Raw genomic sequence first — 15067 nt, 5'->3', positions numbered from 1 at the left:
ACCAACGTAATGGAAAAACCATATATTGATTCTAATACCAGCTTACCAGAAATTACGGTTAAGGCAGTCGTGCTTGGAGCCTTGCTCTCAGTAGTTCTATCTGCTGCAAATGCTTACTTCGGTCTTTTTGCAGGACTGACAGTTTCTGCATCAATACCTGCCGCAGTAATTTCGATGGCACTACTAAAGGTTTTCAAGAACTCAAATATTCTTGAAAACAACCTTGTTCAAACTGCCGCTTCTGCCGGTGAATCACTTGCCGCTGGAGTAATCTTCACAATACCTGCATTAGTCATTATGGGCTATTGGGAAGAGTTCAATTATTTTGAAACGGTAACTATTGCATTATGTGGCGGTGTACTTGGAGTGCTGTTCACAATTCCTTTGAGAAGAGCGTTAATCGTTGAAGAGAATCTTAAGTTTCCTGAAGGTGTTGCTACCGCTGAAGTATTAAAAACAGGAGAAGAGGGTGGAAAATCAGTTAAATACCTTATTTGGGGCTCACTCATTGGCCTGCTGTTTAAGTTAGCAGATTCAACTCTGAATTTATGGAGTGGTTTGTTTGAAAGAGCAACATTGATTGGTCAAAAATTCTACGGCTACTTTAGTTTAAATCTTTCGCCAGCATTGGTTGCTGTTGGGTATATAGTGGGTCTTAATATTTCCTTCTTAGTGTTTTTTGGTGGTGTAATTACCTGGTGGATTGGCATGCCTGTTTATATTGGCTCAAATGGATTTGATGCAGTAGCTGCAGAATTGGTAGAACTTGGGAAGTTTGCAAGCATTAGTGATGTGACTGTTGACAATATTGGAGGAGCACTTTGGAGCGCTAAGATGAGGTACTTGGGTGTTGGCGCCATGGTTGTAGGTGGTCTTTGGGCTTTACTAAGTCTTGCCGGCTCGTTAGGATCTGCTTTTAAAGCCGGTGTTCAGGCATTTAAAAAGGGCGGTGGTTCTTTGAAAGATCAAGCCAGAACAGAATTAGATACCCCAATGTCTTGGGTTTTGATAGGAATAGGAGTTCTAACTATTCCAATTTTTTTAATTTATCAATCAGCAATTTCTGAAATAGGAATTACAGCAACCATGACCATAATTATGGTTATTGCTGGTTTTCTTTTTTCTGCAGTTGCAGGCTATATGGCTGGACTTGTCGGTAGTTCAAATAACCCTATTTCTGGCGTAACTATAGCAACTATTCTTTCTGCTTCTTTGCTATTATTGACACTGATGGGAACAGGGAATGACCTTGCAGGAGCAGCAGGGGCTATATTAATTGGAGCTGTTGTTTGTTGTGCCGCAGCGATAGCAGGTGACAATATGCAAGATTTAAAGGCAGGACATATATTAGGTGCTACACCTAGGAAACAGCAAATCATGCAAATGGTTGGAGTAGTTGCAGGAGCCCTTGCGATTCCAATAGTTCTTAATATTTTATTGATTGGAAATGGGATTGGAGCTCCAACTCCAGAGCAGCCTAATTCTTTAGCGGCTCCTCAAGCGACGCTTATGATGAGTGTGGCTCAAGGTATTTTTGGTGGAGGATTACCATGGAATATTATTTATATAGGAGCGGGAATTGCTGTAGCGATTATTTTAGTTGATCAATACTTAAAATCTAAAGGATCTGAATTCAGAATGCCTGTTTTGGCTGTAGCTGTGGGCCTTTATCTTCCTTTTGAACTGGATTCTTCGATATTTGTTGGAGGCGTTTTAGCTTATTTCTTAAGCAAGAAAACTAAGTCTAGCAGTAATGAAGAAAAGGCCAACAATTCTGGATTGCTATTGGCATCTGGTTTGATTACAGGAGAGGCTTTGATGGGAATAATGGGTGCAGGACTTACGGTTGGAATAATGAAATCTGGAGGAGATCCTAATGCATTAAGAATATTCCAGAACGCTAGTAGCTTACCTGGACTTTTAGTTTTTGCATTAATAATATTCTTTATTTTCAGAACAGTAGTTAAGGTTTCCAAAGAAGAATAGTCTGTTCGGAAACGAACGTAAAAAGTGTACACCTGACTTCACATTCATAAGTGAGCTCAGGTGTATTTTTTTGTATATCAGATAGTTAGGTAGTCTGGCATGATTTTGATTTTAATTAGGAGGAAACCCAATACCCATGCTTAAGAATTATTTAAAGACAGCACTTAGAAACCTTTCCCGAAATAAGGTTTACAGTATATTAAACGTACTAGGCTTAGCACTCGGAATTGGCTGTGCTTTGGTTATATACAAGGTGATTGTCTTTGAAAATAGCTTTGACAAGCATCAAGAAAATTATGATTCTATTTATAGGATTGTTAGTCAGAGTATTAGGGCTGGTGATGTTAGCAAGGGTTCTGGCACGCCGCATCCGGTAGGCCCTGCAATTCGTGAAGATTACCCTGACATAGAAAAGGTTACACGGACGCATTATGTAGGAGGAGATCAAATCAATATTAAAGAGGGAACAGAAATTAAGAAGTTTCTTTTAGAGGAGGGTGTTGCGTATTTGGATAATGCATATTTCGATATGTTTTCAGTTGATTTCATTGCTGGTGACCCTAAAAACGCTTTAACTGAACCAAACACAGCTGTTATATCTGCATCTGAGAGTCGTAAATTTTTTGGTTTTGATGAAGGAGCGGAAGCAGAGGCAATGGGTAAAAGCCTAAATGTGGGCAATCTACAAGATTTTAAAATTGTTGGAGTTGTAGCCGATCCTCCAGAGGCGACAAACTTTCCATTCACTGTAATGCTTGATTATAATTCACAGAAAGCAAGCAACCCTTACTTTGGAGATGGTACAAGGTGGAATTCAACAAGCTCAAGTACGAATACTTATGTTTTAGTAAATAATGGTTTTTACGCAGAAGCGTTTAACACAAAACTGATAGACTTTGTAGAAAAACATTATGAAGAAGGGGCTTCGGAAAGAAGAAGGTTTGTTGCACAACCTATCTCCGAAATTCACTATGATCAGGACTATGGTAACTATGGATATTCAACGTCTCCGGCATTGCTGAATGCATTGATGGTAATCGCAATATTTCTAATACTAACAGCGTGCATCAACTTCATAAATTTAGCCACTGCGCAGGCGGCCAATAGATCTAAAGAGATTGGAATTAGAAAAGCAATTGGTGGCTACTCTGGTCAGTTGGTTATTCAATTCTTCACTGAGATTACCTTGATTACCTTGGTTTCATTGTTTTGCTCACTTGCTATCGCGGAATTCCTATTTGTGCAGTTAGAGGAGGTAGTTGGTACAAGACTTTCACTTGATTTATTCTCAAGTTTTGAGACTATTGGATTCATGTTCTTACTGTTGATTCTAGTAAGCTTTCTTTCTGGTTTCTATCCTTCAATACTTTTAAGCAGTATGAATACCGTTAAGGCTCTTAAAAGTAAGATTACTGCAAAAAATCATTCTGGAGGTCTAAACCTGAGAAAAACACTTGTTGTAGCTCAATTCACTATTTCTCAATTTTTAATAATTGGTACGGTGATCATTGGTGCTCAAATGAGCTATTTCCTTGAGAAGGATCTAGGCTTTGATAAGGAAGCTATTGTAATGAGTTATTTGCCAGAGCGAGATGAGGTTAAAACTGCAAGATTTAAGACTCTCATGCTGGAAAATCCTGCTATTGAAAACATCACTTTCTCATTAAGTTCTCCAACTGGCAATTCTAATTCACACTCAAATTTTAACTACCCACCACTTAATATAGAAGAGGATTTCAATGCAAGCTATAAGCCTGCAGATGAAGAATATGTGAATTTGTTTGGCCTTGAAATATTAGCAGGAAGAAATATTCGCAAAGATGATAGTTCTAGTTATGTAGTAGTCAATCAGAAAATTGCAGATTTAATGGGCTTTAAAGAAGACTACGCTGGCGCTATTGGTGAAAGTCTTACAACAGGATGGATGCGAGGAAATCTTAAAGTAATAGGTGTGATGAGGGATTTTCATTCGCAAGATTTAAGTCAAGAATTACAGTATGTGATGTTATTAAGAGATCCTGGAGTTTACTATGAGTTAGCTTTTAAAACGAAAGATGGTGCCAATATAAATGCAGCAATTTCGCACTTCGAGGATACCTGGGAGAAAGTATATCCAGAGTTCGTAATAGACTGGAATTTCTTTGACGAACAGCTTGAAGCAAATTATGAACAAGAGCAAAGCGTTGCAACGCTTATGAGCACCTTTTCGGCAGTGTCTATCATCATTGGATGTTTAGGGTTATATGGCCTTATATCTTTTATATCGGCGAATCGCACGAAAGAGGTGGGTATTAGAAAAGTTTTGGGAGCATCAATACTGAGTATTATTGGCAAGTTCACTAAGGAAGTATTTGTCTTAGTTATCGTTGCATTTCTAATTGCTGCTCCATCTGCATACTATGTTCTTGATCAATGGCTGAATGACTATGAGTTTAGAATTCCGATGGGTATTGGATTTTTCATTCTTGCATTTTTCACCACTCTTGGTGTCGCAGCAATTACTGTAAGTCATCGAACCATAAGTACCGCTTTAATTAATCCTGCGACTACTTTGAAGGATGAATAATCAGCAAAATCTTCAAGGCTTATTTTGGTAAATTTTACAAAAGATTCTATTTAAAATTCATAGTCAACTAGCAGCTAAACTTTCCATATATTTGGCGGATTCGCATTTCGCAATAAGTCACTATGAGTAAAGAACAGTTTAGTAACCGCTGGGGCATTGTATTGGCAGCATTAGGTATGGCAATTGGCGCTGGGAACTTATGGAGGTTTCCACGACTAGCTGGTCAGTATGGAGGATCCTTCATATTGTTATGGATTTTATTCCTCTTTATTTGGTCTATTCCACTCTTGCTCTCTGAATTTGCGATTGGGAAAAAATTCAAACAAGGTGTAATTGGAAGCTTTGCCCAATTGGCAGGGAAGAAATATACCTGGATGGGTTTCTTTATTACCTTATGCACATTAGGAATAGCATTCTATTATTCAATTGTTACAGCATGGTCGTTTAGGTACTTAACATTCTCATTTCAGAATATTTTTAACGAAGGAACATTACTTGAAACCCTACAATCTGATCCTGACTATTTGACCAATTTTTGGAATGGTATTTCCAACGGGGACTGGATTACGGTTCTAGTTTATGTATGTGTCGTTTTTTTTGCGGCTTTCATCTTGATCCGTGGTGTTAAAAATGGTCTGGAGAAAGCCAATAAATTATTGATTCCAAGCCTATTCGCATTACTTATTGTGATCGTGATTGTTTCATTAAACATGGAAGGAGGTATACGTGGTTTGGAGTACATGTTTGCAATTGACTGGTCATTATTCAGTAATTCAACTATTTGGATAGAAGCACTTTCTCAGTCAGCATGGAGTACTGGAGCAGGTTGGGGATTGATGATGACTTTATCTGCTTTCTCTAGAGATAATGAGGATGTCACGCTTAACACGTTTATTGGTGCTTTTGGAAATAACACGGCATCACTACTTTCTGGAATGGCAATTCTTCCGGCAGTTTTTGCTTTAGCTGCTTCAGATACAGAGGCTATTTCTTTTTTACAGTCAGGCAATCAGGCCTTAACCTTTACAATCATTCCAATGCTATTTGCAAATGTTCCCGGTGGGGATTATTTGTCAGTTTTATTTTTCTTAGCATTGTTTGTTGCAGCATTTAGCTCATTGCTTCCAATGATTGAGCTGTTCATGCAAAATGTTGCAGATCTTAATGTCTCAAAGAGAAATACGCTAATCTTCGTGATTGTTTGCTTTATTGTATTCGGTTTTCCTTCGGCGTGGTCTTTAAACTATTTTTCAAACCAAGATTGGGTTTGGGGAGTAGGTTTGATTGTAACAGGTTTGTTTATCCTAATTGCTGTGGCCATGAACAATCCTGTGAAGTTTAAAGAATCTACCATTGATGTGGGTTCTGATATGATACTTCCTTCCAGCTTTTTCAAGATTTCAATATTTGCCAATATCGTGATCGGCTTCTTCCTAATTTATTGGTGGCTATCCCAAGATTATAGTTCGACATGGTTCAACGATGAAGGTCAATGGGATTTGTTTGGTACATATAGTAATGCCTCTACCATAACACAGTGGGGAGTAGTTATTCTAGTTGGATTATTGCTAAATGGGTTTTTGTATAAGAAATTTGTAAAGAAATGAGCACAAGCGCTATCATAAGTATGATTGTAATCCTCGCAGTTATCGTAGGAGGATTCGTTTATTTTTTAACTCGTGCAATAAGAAACGAGAAAGAAAAAGCGTAGATGAAATAAGCGATGGCTTGTTTCTCTTTAATTAATAATTATTAGTAAATAATCACTTCATATCCATGGACAAAATCGATCCACTAAATCAAGTAGCCGAATTTCATAAGACTTTTAGACACCCAATTCTTGACTCTCCACAGATTCCTTCAGAGGATAGATGTAAATTAAGGGTGTCTCTTATTGCAGAAGAGTTAAAGGAACTGCAGGAGGCTATTGACGACAAAGATGTGGTTGAAATTGCAGATGCGTTGTGTGATATACAATACGTTCTTTCAGGTGCAATTTTAGAGTTCGGAATGGGAGAGAAGTTTAAAGAACTGTTTGAAGAAGTTCAGAGATCCAATATGAGCAAGGCTTGTGAAAATGAGGAGGAGGCAAAGCAGACTGTGGCTCATTACAAGAGAGAGAAAGACACAGATGCTTATTACGAAGAGCAAGATGGTAAGTGGCTTGTATACAGAGTTGGAGACAATAAAACTCTGAAGTCAATCAATTATTCTCCGGCAGATTTAAAGTCCATTTTAGATAGATAAGGATTCCCTCATTTTGCGTTGTTTATACAACAATGCGATTTACAATCACAATTTTACTTTTTCTGTGGAGCATTAATATGCTGGCGCAAACCACACGAATTCTGTTCGTTGGTAATAGTTTAACGTATACAAATAATCTCCCATCTCTTGTAGAACAAGAAGCTAAGAGTCGGGGCATGAAAGTAAAGACTTTAATGCTTGCATATCCAAACTATGCAATAATTGACCATTGGAATGATGGTGAAGTTCAGAAGTATATTAAGAGTGAAAAGTTTGATTATGTAGTTATTCAGCAAGGTCCATCCTCACAAAGTGAAGGTAGGAGAATGCTTATCGAGGACGGAAATAAACTCCAAAAACTATGTGAGCAAAGTAATACACAGTTAGCTTATTTCATGGTATGGCCTTCTCAAACATATTACTATACATTTGATGGAGTAATAAAGAATCATAAAGATGCAGCAGAAAAAAATGGTGCAATTCTATGTCCAGTAGGTGAGGCTTGGCGAGCATACTTTGACAATAACAAAGAGTACTCATTATATGGACCTGATGGTTTTCACCCCTCACCAAAGGGAAGTAGACTAGCGGCGGAAGTTATAGTCGATACTTTATTAAAAGAATGAATAAGCTCAAAACATATGCAGATATACCAATACGATTTGCTGTTGGATTTCACTTGATCTATGGCACGCAGGACAATGTCTTTTCTTGGGATAGAATGTTGGAGTTTGAAGAATTTTTGAAGGCTTTTGGAACTCCATTTCCTTTACTTTCAGCAATAATTTCTGTCTATGCTCAATTCATATGTGGGATACTTTACATTGTGGGTTGGAAGGTTTGGCATGCTGGTTTAGTTATGACCTTTAACTTCATTATAGCCATAACTCTCGTGCACCTCAGCGATCCATATCCAAGTATTTATCCGGCAATTAGCATGTTGGCCGGTTCAATATTTCTTGTATTTAATGGAGCCGGTGAGTTTAGTTTAGATCATTGGATGCAAATAAAAAAAGGCAGCTAATATAGCTGCCTCTCATTGTAGAGTAGGTTGGTGCAATTCTAGTCAACTTTAGTCATGTAGACATTTCTGTTCTTTTCATGTTCATCACTTACTAAAATCCCATCGATAAGTTTCCATTCATCATCATCAGTGCTGATATTGAAGCTGTCTCCATCATCATCGATGTCTTCAATTACTAAGTATCCGCGTCTATTAATGTACCAAGTGCCAGTTTCAGTTTCAGTCTCATTGTAAGCATCGACTGTAATCTTGACATCATTGTCTCTTTGAAACTCAAAATAGATTTCAATGTCATCTAAGATGCCACCTACAAAACCAGACACAGCTTTAATGATGACTTCTTCAAGCATGGTGTCCGCTTCTTCGGCTTCTTCATCCATTTCTTCTTCAATATCAATGATGAGTTTCCATGTACCAATAATGTCTTTTTCCTGTACTTTTTGTGCCTGTGCACCTATGGCAAGACATAAAGCTAAAGTGAATAATGTGATAGTCCGTTTCATTTTGATTTGGTTGTATTTTGTTATGCAAGGTACTAGTTATACTAGATTTACTACAAAAGGTTTCATTTTGCTTGAAACTGGGTATCACTGCACACTATTTTATACCTTTGCGCCAAGATTTAGAATAATATGTTTGATAGTTTAAGTGTAAAGCTGGATAGGGCGTTTAAAACGCTAAAGGGACAAGGTCAAATTACAGAGATCAATATTGCGACTACTGTAAAGGAGATTAGGAGAGCATTAGTTGATGCCGATGTTAATTACAAAGTTGCTAAGGATGTCACTGATAAGATTAAAGAAGAAGCACTTGGTCGAGATGTTTTAATATCGGTTTCTCCGGGACAGTTACTAACCAAAATTGTATCAGAGGAGCTTACAAAGCTGATGGGTGAAACCAATGTGCCAATTAGTTTGGATGGTAACCCTAACATAATTCTTATTTCTGGGCTACAAGGATCTGGTAAAACGACATTTACCGGAAAGCTGGCAAACATGCTTAAAAAGCAGGGTAGAACTGTTTTACTAGCTGCTTGTGATATTTATAGGCCGGCTGCGATCGATCAGTTGAAGGTCCTAGGAGAGCAAGTGGGTGTGGAGGTTTATGCTGAGCCTGAAAATAAAAATGCTGTTCAAATTGCAAAAAATGCAATTAAGCATGCCAAGGATAATGGTAAAAAGACGCTTGTAATTGATACTGCTGGACGTTTGGCTGTTGACGAGGAAATGATGAATGAAATTTCTGAGCTTAAGCAGGCAGTCAATCCGGCAGAGACATTGTTTGTCGTCGATTCAATGACTGGACAAGATGCAGTTAATACGGCGGCTACCTTCAATGAGAGACTAGATTTTGATGGAGTTGTTCTTACCAAATTGGATGGTGATACACGAGGTGGTGCTGCGCTTTCGATCAGAAAAGAAGTAGATAAACCTATTAAGTATATCTCAACAGGTGAAAAGATGGATGCTATTGATCTGTTTCACCCGGATAGGATGGCAAGCAGGATTCTTGGAATGGGTGATGTGGTCAGCCTTGTTGAGCGTGCGCAGCAAAATTACGATGAAGAAGAAGCTAGAAGAATCAATAAAAAGATTCGTAAAAATCAATTTGGCTTCGATGACTTCCTAGCTCAAATGGAGCAAATGAAGAAGATGGGAAGTATGAAAGACTTGCTTGGCATGATTCCAGGTATGGGAAAGGCTATCAAGGATATTGACATAGATGATGATTCACTTAAACCAATAGAAGCAATTATCAAGTCTATGACTCCAAAAGAGCGCACACAACCTGAAATACTTAACGGTAACAGAAAGCAAAGAATAGCGAAGGGTAGTGGGACTTCTATACAGGAAGTAAATCAACTGCTTAAACAATTTGAGCAGATGAGAAAGATGATGAAGATGATGAATAAGTCTGGAGGGAAGCGAGCGCTAGCGAATATGCTAGGAGGGATGAAATAACAGTAAACGTTTCAGCCGTTATTTTGTATTAACACCATTAACGCAGCAATTATTATTGGTGTTATTGCTCCAATTATCACAATGAATAATGTAGATGCAAGGCTGATAGCTGTGTGTTCATATTTTCTGTAAGTAGAGAATGTGACAATCGTCATTATAACCAGTACGAATGCATTTGTGACTATAGGTACTTTAAAAAAGAGGCCAATGATTGCCGCAATTGTTGCATGTCCTATTGAGAATGAATGAACTGCCATATGCTCAACGGTATTTCTTTTGGAGAAGAATGCCCTTGATACGAGACTCATTGGGACAATACTGAAGAGCCACACAAACTTAAAATAATCACGTATGTTCCTTCCAATTGCTAATCCGAAAGAATAGGTAGCTTTTTCAAGATTGTTGGCGTTTTTAGGAGGCCAGTCAATAAATGACTCTACTAACAAATAAACAGACACAATTAATATTGCATAGCTTATTGGATTAAATACACCTTTTCTTTTACCATCTAGATATTCATTTATCATTCGCCCAGGAGCGATTGTTAAATGGTAGATATTGAAAAATATGCCTCTATCTATCGTTGTAAATCCATTGACAATGTCTGTGACTAATGTGCCAAATGATAGATTTGTGGTGTTTGCTTTTTGTCCACAATTTGGACAGAATTTTCCCTCAAATTCTTCTTTACAATTTAGACACTGCATTACCTATCGATAAGTGACAGCCTTTATTGCCTCTATTGTTCTAGAAACATTTGGAAGTACTTCGTCGATTAATGTTGGAGCGTATGGTAAAGAAACGTCCTTATTGGTTATTCTATGTATTGGAGCATCCAGCCAGTCGAAAGCATTTCGTTGGACATGGTGACTAATTTCAGAGGAAATTGAAGCAAGAGGCCACGCCTCTTCTACAATTACCAAACGATTAGTTTTTTTAACCGACTCAACAATTGTGTGATAATCAATTGGTCTTACTGATCTAAGATCAATAACTTCTGCTTGTGTACCTTCTTTCGCTAACTCATCAGCAGCTTGATTTGCTACCTTCATCATTTTGCCAAAAGAAAGCAGTGTTACATCAGATCCTTCTCTAACGACATTGGCTTGTCCTATTTCAAGTAGGTATTCTTCTTCTGGTACTTCACCACGATCTCCATACATAAGCTCTGACTCCATGAAGATAACTGGGTTATCATCTCTAATTGCTGATTTTAGTAGGCCTTTAGCATCATATGGATTGGAAGGAACTACTACTTTTAGACCTGCAGTATTAGCATACCAGTTTTCAAAATTTTGAGAGTGTTGCTGACTAAGTTGACCTGCATTACCTGTAGGGCCTCTAAATACTATTGGAACATTGTATTGTCCACCAGACATTGAAAGCATTTTAGCAGCACTATTAATAACCTGATCTATTGCTACTAGTGAGAAATTGAATGTCATGAACTCAATGATTGGTCGTAAACCATTTACTGCAGCTCCAACTCCAATTCCAGCAAATCCTAACTCGGCGATAGGAGTGTCAATCACTCGCTTAGCGCCAAACTCATCCAGCATGCCTTGACTTACCTTGTAAGCGCCGTTGTATTCAGCTACTTCCTCACCCATAAGAAAGATATTTTCATCTCTTCTCATCTCTTCACTCATTGCTTCGCCAAGCGCTTCTCTGAATTGAATTTCTCTCATAGTTAGATTATGTTTTTAGGTGTGCTAAATTAATGATGAATACGTGATTAATTGAGAATTAATTCTTGTTTTTACGCCTTTTGACTAGACATAAAAAAAGCCCTACCATTTGGTAGGGCTTTATATTTTTTAGTAGAGGCTAATTACTTAACTGCCTCGTTTACTGCATCTGCGAAGTTTACAAACTCAAGATCGTTCAATGCCATGTCCTTGTAAGAAGGCTCAGCATCAACTGCTTTCTTAAGATTAGATCCAACTCCAGCAGCATTGTTTTGTCTTGCTGCAGAAACTGCAAGTAGGTAGTAAGCATCTGCTCTATCAACTTGATTGAATTCAGCATCAGCCATAGAGTAATCACCGCTTAAAAGGTGTGCAAGACCTCTGTCAACCATTACATTTTCGTTGTTAGTTGCAGAAGCGAAAGAAGCTTTAGCCTTGTCATACTCAGCCATTCTTACTTCAACAGCACCTTTCATTGCGCTAACTTTTCCATTAATCTCGTTAGAAGAAGAACTAACACCACCTAGAGTTTCATAAGCAGCTTCGTAATCTCCTTGTAGCACTTGAAGAGCACCCATGTTTGCTTGAACTTCAGGTGCATCACCCATTTTGTTCATAGCAATCTCTAATTGAGTTGCAGCACCGTCTAATTTAGAAGCGTCACCTCTTTTAGCAAGCTCGATATGAGCTGCTGCAAGGTTGTTGTGTGCTTGCCACATTCCAGACTTATCAGCAGCAGCTTTGTAGATTGCAGCTTTTTCTTCAAGAGAAGGAGTAAGCGTTGCACTGAACATCAACTCTTCAATTGAAAGTGTATCTGCATCTGCTTCACCATCAGTGATAGCTTTAGCAAGTACAGCTATTTCCGCATTAGATTTCTTAGGCTTAACAGTTAAAACTTCTGTTTTAGCAGATCTTAAACCTGGGTAAACATCTTTGAAAACTTTCTTGTAAGAAGAAAGCTTTTTCATTTCTTTCTCTTTCTCTACGAAAGATCCAGAACCATTAATGATGTTGTTGTACTGCGCTTTTTCCTCGTCGCTGATGCCATCGTAAGAAGCTAAAGCCCCTTTGAATGCTCCCCAATCTTGTACAATTGGCTTAAGGATGAAATCAATTGAATCAGCAGCACCTTTATAATCATATCGGTCCATTCTGTTTCTGTAGTACTTCTCGATTGTTGCAGCTCTATCTTCAGATAGATCGCTGTTCACTGTTTCAGTACCTTCTGGTGAGTGAGTACCAGTAATAGTAACTGTTCGAGTAACATTCTTTTCAGCAATGAAACCACTTAACATATCTCTTCTTGAAGCATTAGACTCACCATCATAAGATAGAGAAGTTCTAAGGTTTGATCTTCCTTGATCGAAATAGAAGTCAACGTTAGTAGGAATTAATTCTTCTTTATCGTTGTAACCGTGATCTGCATATGATACTAAAGCAACATCTTTAACCCATCCAGAAGTCATGATTAAACCTTGAGCAACTGCTAATCTTTCAGTTTCTTTAGTTTTTCCATTCTTAAGATCAGTTGCAACACCCTGAACATAAAGCGTTCCTGGATTCATTCCATCTTGGTAAGGGAATGTGAAGTTTGCAGCTTTTCTTGAAGTAGTACTTGAGCTATTTGGAAAATCAGAAGCTGTAAATTCTACAGATCCAACAGCAACTTCTTGGTCACCATACACATAAATAGTGTTTAGTGTGAAGCTTGTGTTAGAAGGAAGAATTTTTGGAGGAAGCTCAGCGCTAATCTCGAATGGTACGTTTCCACCATGTACTTCAAGTGGGTTAGGATTAACTTGAAGATCATTCTCCTGAGCCAATTTTATCATCTTATCAAGCTTACATCCTGAGAGTAAAATTACTCCCGCTGCGAAAGCCATGGCTAGGTTAAATTTTTTCATTTGATTCAGTTTTTTAATTGTACAAACAATAAATAGTATAATTCTTAGTTTATAGTGCACGCAAAATTAATCGAAATTATCATTTTCATGTACAATTGAACCAACTATCTAATAGTTGTATTGATTATCTTTGTACTTATATTTAAGAGATGCAAGAATATTTAGAAAAATATGCGTTTGGAGTTTGTACTCGACTAGGTGAAAAATTACGTATCCCAACATCTAGTATTCGATTATTCTTCATTTACACCTCTTTTTTAACTTTTGGGAGCCCAGTTATCGTGTATTTGGGTTTGGCTTTCGTGATGAATTTTAGAAAACTGCTTAGACGAAGAAATAATACGCTTTGGTATTATTAATTAATTAAATCACTGTATTTCTTGTTTCTCTTGATGAAATACTCATAGATCATCAGCTTAGATTTAGGCGCAAGTGAGACTAAATCCCTTTTGCTTATCATTTTCATGAAATTGAAAAGTACTGAAAAGTGTGCTTTAAATACGGACAATGCATGTCTTGGATTGCCCTCAATAGTGAACTTAACGGCAGCAACCCAATCCAGAATTATCCTTGCTGGGAACTTAAGTGTAAGTTTTAGAACCGGTAAATTCTTAATCAATAGGTACAACCCGTTTCTGAAATTCAAGTAAGTCTTAAATGGACTTGATTTAGCTAATGTTCCTCCGCCTACATGATAAACGATTGAATCTGGAATGCATTTAATCTTATGGCCAAGACTATGTATGCGCCAGCAGAGATCTATCTCTTCCATATGTGCAAAGAAATCTTTGTCAAAACCTCCAGCTTCAAAAAATACTTTAGATCGTATCATCATGCATGCACCTGATGACCAGAAGATGTCAATTGGCGTGTTGTATTGACCTGAATCAATTTCTGTTTCGTTGAAGATTCTCCCTCTACAAAATGGGTATCCCAGGAAATCAATGAATCCTCCACTTGCTCCAGCATATTCAAATAATGATTGATGGTTGAAGTCTTTGATTTTAGGTTGGCAGGCTGCGTAATCTTTATTTGAGTCCAGAAATGATTCTAGACTATTCAACCAATCTTTTGTTACTTCTATATCAGAATTTAACAGAAGGAAATATTCAGCATCAACCTCTTTTAATGCCATATTGTAACCACCAGCGTATCCGTGATTTTTTTTAAGAATGATCGTTCGCACTTCAGGAAAAGTGCTTTTTAGATAGGGGATGGAGTCGTCGGTTGAAGCATTATCTGCAACTACAATTTCAGCATTTGAAGAATAGTTTATTACTGATGGAAGAAACTTTTCAAGATATGCTCTTCCGTTGTAATTAAGTATGACAATTGCAGTTTTGCTCATTTACATCATCCCTGATAGATCCATGCCTGGGATATTTGGAATCATTCCTTCCGTAGATTTTTTTATATGTTCTTTGGCTTTAAGATCGGCCTCACTTACGGCTTTATTGACGGCCGCGATTATGAGATCTCTCATCATATCTTTATCCGTAGCATTAACAAGGCTTTCATCTATTTCGAGACCTACCAATTCTTTGTTGCCATTAGCTGTTACTCGAACCATGCCTCCTCCAGATTCTCCAACAACCGAGATGTCTTTAAGCTGATCCTGGGCCTCTTTCATCTTAGATTGCATCTCCTTCACTTTGCCCATCATTTTCATCATATCAAACATAGCCTTC

Annotated in this window: 15 protein-coding genes; 9 read left to right on the top strand and 6 right to left on the bottom strand. The window is 37.8% G+C overall.

Features of this window, described 5'->3' with window-relative positions; all coding sequences use genetic code 11:
* The first annotated feature begins 9 nt into the window (after nucleotides 1-9).
* The 7 genes from ACY650_RS19580 (at nucleotide 10) to ACY650_RS19550 (ending at nucleotide 7823) form a co-directional block, all read left to right on the top strand.
* Nucleotides 10-1986: an OPT family oligopeptide transporter gene (locus tag ACY650_RS19580; protein WP_462250268.1), complete on the top strand. Its 1977-nt coding sequence runs from the start codon at nucleotides 10-12 to the stop codon at nucleotides 1984-1986.
* Nucleotides 1987-2122: 136 nt separating this feature from the next.
* Entirely contained in the window at nucleotides 2123-4552 is a 2430-nt protein-coding gene (locus tag ACY650_RS19575; protein WP_462250266.1) for an ABC transporter permease, read from the top strand.
* Between the two features lie 122 nt (nucleotides 4553-4674).
* Complete coding sequence (locus tag ACY650_RS19570) at nucleotides 4675-6159, top strand: sodium-dependent transporter (RefSeq protein WP_462250264.1); 1485 nt, start codon at nucleotides 4675-4677, stop codon at nucleotides 6157-6159.
* A complete protein-coding gene (locus ACY650_RS19565) occupies nucleotides 6156-6263 on the top strand; it encodes a MetS family NSS transporter small subunit (RefSeq protein ID WP_462250262.1) in 108 nt (35 codons plus the stop codon). Before ACY650_RS19570 ends, ACY650_RS19565 begins: the two co-directional genes overlap by 4 nt.
* A 65-nt stretch (nucleotides 6264-6328) precedes the next feature.
* Nucleotides 6329-6799, top strand: coding sequence for a pyrophosphohydrolase domain-containing protein (locus ACY650_RS19560; protein ID WP_462250260.1), 471 nt, complete (start codon nucleotides 6329-6331; stop codon nucleotides 6797-6799).
* A gap of 176 nt (nucleotides 6800-6975) precedes the next feature.
* Nucleotides 6976-7425 carry a hypothetical protein gene (locus tag ACY650_RS19555; protein ID WP_462250258.1) on the top strand — a complete coding sequence of 150 codons (450 nt, stop codon included), beginning with the start codon at nucleotides 6976-6978 and terminating at the stop codon, nucleotides 7423-7425.
* Nucleotides 7422-7823, top strand: a complete 402-nt coding sequence (locus ACY650_RS19550; RefSeq protein WP_462250256.1) for a DoxX family protein — start codon at nucleotides 7422-7424, stop codon at nucleotides 7821-7823. Before ACY650_RS19555 ends, ACY650_RS19550 begins: the two co-directional genes overlap by 4 nt.
* Before the next feature lie 38 nt (nucleotides 7824-7861).
* On the opposite strand, the gene ACY650_RS19545 is transcribed toward ACY650_RS19550, so the two are convergent.
* Nucleotides 7862-8326: a hypothetical protein gene (locus tag ACY650_RS19545; RefSeq protein ID WP_462250254.1), complete on the bottom strand. Its 465-nt coding sequence runs from the start codon at nucleotides 8324-8326 to the stop codon at nucleotides 7862-7864.
* 129 nt (nucleotides 8327-8455) lie between these two features.
* On the opposite strand from ACY650_RS19545, the gene ffh reads away from it, so the two are divergent.
* Nucleotides 8456-9784: a signal recognition particle protein gene (gene ffh, locus ACY650_RS19540; protein ID WP_462250252.1), complete on the top strand. Its 1329-nt coding sequence runs from the start codon at nucleotides 8456-8458 to the stop codon at nucleotides 9782-9784.
* Nucleotides 9785-9795: 11 nt separating this feature from the next.
* Here the strand turns inward: ffh and ACY650_RS19535 are convergent, their stop codons facing one another.
* The 3 genes from ACY650_RS19535 to ACY650_RS19525 form a co-directional block, all read right to left on the bottom strand.
* Entirely contained in the window at nucleotides 9796-10491 is a 696-nt protein-coding gene (locus ACY650_RS19535; RefSeq protein ID WP_462250250.1) for a DUF3667 domain-containing protein, read from the bottom strand.
* Nucleotides 10492-10494: 3 nt separating this feature from the next.
* Nucleotides 10495-11472 (bottom strand): pyruvate dehydrogenase complex E1 component subunit beta, encoded by a 978-nt coding sequence (locus ACY650_RS19530; RefSeq protein WP_462250248.1) that lies wholly within the window; start codon nucleotides 11470-11472, stop codon nucleotides 10495-10497.
* Between the two features lie 143 nt (nucleotides 11473-11615).
* Nucleotides 11616-13379, bottom strand: coding sequence for a tetratricopeptide repeat protein (locus ACY650_RS19525; RefSeq protein ID WP_462250246.1), 1764 nt, complete (start codon nucleotides 13377-13379; stop codon nucleotides 11616-11618).
* Between the two features lie 149 nt (nucleotides 13380-13528).
* On the opposite strand from ACY650_RS19525, the gene ACY650_RS19520 reads away from it, so the two are divergent.
* A complete protein-coding gene (locus tag ACY650_RS19520; RefSeq protein WP_462250244.1) occupies nucleotides 13529-13738 on the top strand; it encodes a PspC domain-containing protein in 210 nt (69 codons plus the stop codon).
* Here ACY650_RS19520 and ACY650_RS19515 read toward each other — a convergent pair.
* Entirely contained in the window at nucleotides 13735-14727 is a 993-nt protein-coding gene (locus ACY650_RS19515) for a glycosyltransferase family 2 protein (protein ID WP_462250242.1), read from the bottom strand. The two genes, ACY650_RS19520 and ACY650_RS19515, sit on opposite strands and share 4 nt — an antisense overlap.
* Entirely contained in the window at nucleotides 14728-15060 is a 333-nt protein-coding gene (locus ACY650_RS19510; RefSeq protein ID WP_462250240.1) for a YbaB/EbfC family nucleoid-associated protein, read from the bottom strand.
* Nucleotides 15061-15067: the final 7 nt, after the last annotated feature.

It is taken from the genome of Ekhidna sp. (assembly GCF_963691765.1).
Classification (GTDB): domain Bacteria; phylum Bacteroidota; class Bacteroidia; order Cytophagales; family Cyclobacteriaceae; genus Ekhidna.
Note: the sequence above shows the minus strand (reverse complement) of the source record. Positions and strands in the feature narration are given on the sequence as shown.

Bases quoted from the DNA above. Each gene is read 5' to 3' on its own strand.
- ACY650_RS19580 (WP_462250268.1), top strand. From the start codon at position 10: ATGGAAAAACCATATATTGATTCTAATACCAGCTTACCAGAAATTACG.
- ACY650_RS19575 (WP_462250266.1), top strand. From the start codon at position 2,123: ATGCTTAAGAATTATTTAAAGACAGCACTTAGAAACCTTTCCCGAAAT.
- ACY650_RS19570 (WP_462250264.1), top strand. From the start codon at position 4,675: ATGAGTAAAGAACAGTTTAGTAACCGCTGGGGCATTGTATTGGCAGCA.
- ACY650_RS19565 (WP_462250262.1), top strand. From the start codon at position 6,156: ATGAGCACAAGCGCTATCATAAGTATGATTGTAATCCTCGCAGTTATC.
- ACY650_RS19560 (WP_462250260.1), top strand. From the start codon at position 6,329: ATGGACAAAATCGATCCACTAAATCAAGTAGCCGAATTTCATAAGACT.
- ACY650_RS19555 (WP_462250258.1), top strand. From the start codon at position 6,976: ATGAAAGTAAAGACTTTAATGCTTGCATATCCAAACTATGCAATAATT.
- ACY650_RS19550 (WP_462250256.1), top strand. From the start codon at position 7,422: ATGAATAAGCTCAAAACATATGCAGATATACCAATACGATTTGCTGTT.
- ACY650_RS19545 (WP_462250254.1), bottom strand. From the start codon at position 8,326: ATGAAACGGACTATCACATTATTCACTTTAGCTTTATGTCTTGCCATA.
- ffh (WP_462250252.1), top strand. From the start codon at position 8,456: ATGTTTGATAGTTTAAGTGTAAAGCTGGATAGGGCGTTTAAAACGCTA.
- ACY650_RS19535 (WP_462250250.1), bottom strand. From the start codon at position 10,491: ATGCAGTGTCTAAATTGTAAAGAAGAATTTGAGGGAAAATTCTGTCCA.
- ACY650_RS19530 (WP_462250248.1), bottom strand. From the start codon at position 11,472: ATGAGAGAAATTCAATTCAGAGAAGCGCTTGGCGAAGCAATGAGTGAA.
- ACY650_RS19525 (WP_462250246.1), bottom strand. From the start codon at position 13,379: ATGAAAAAATTTAACCTAGCCATGGCTTTCGCAGCGGGAGTAATTTTA.
- ACY650_RS19520 (WP_462250244.1), top strand. From the start codon at position 13,529: ATGCAAGAATATTTAGAAAAATATGCGTTTGGAGTTTGTACTCGACTA.
- ACY650_RS19515 (WP_462250242.1), bottom strand. From the start codon at position 14,727: ATGAGCAAAACTGCAATTGTCATACTTAATTACAACGGAAGAGCATAT.
- ACY650_RS19510 (WP_462250240.1), bottom strand. From the start codon at position 15,060: ATGTTTGATATGATGAAAATGATGGGCAAAGTGAAGGAGATGCAATCT.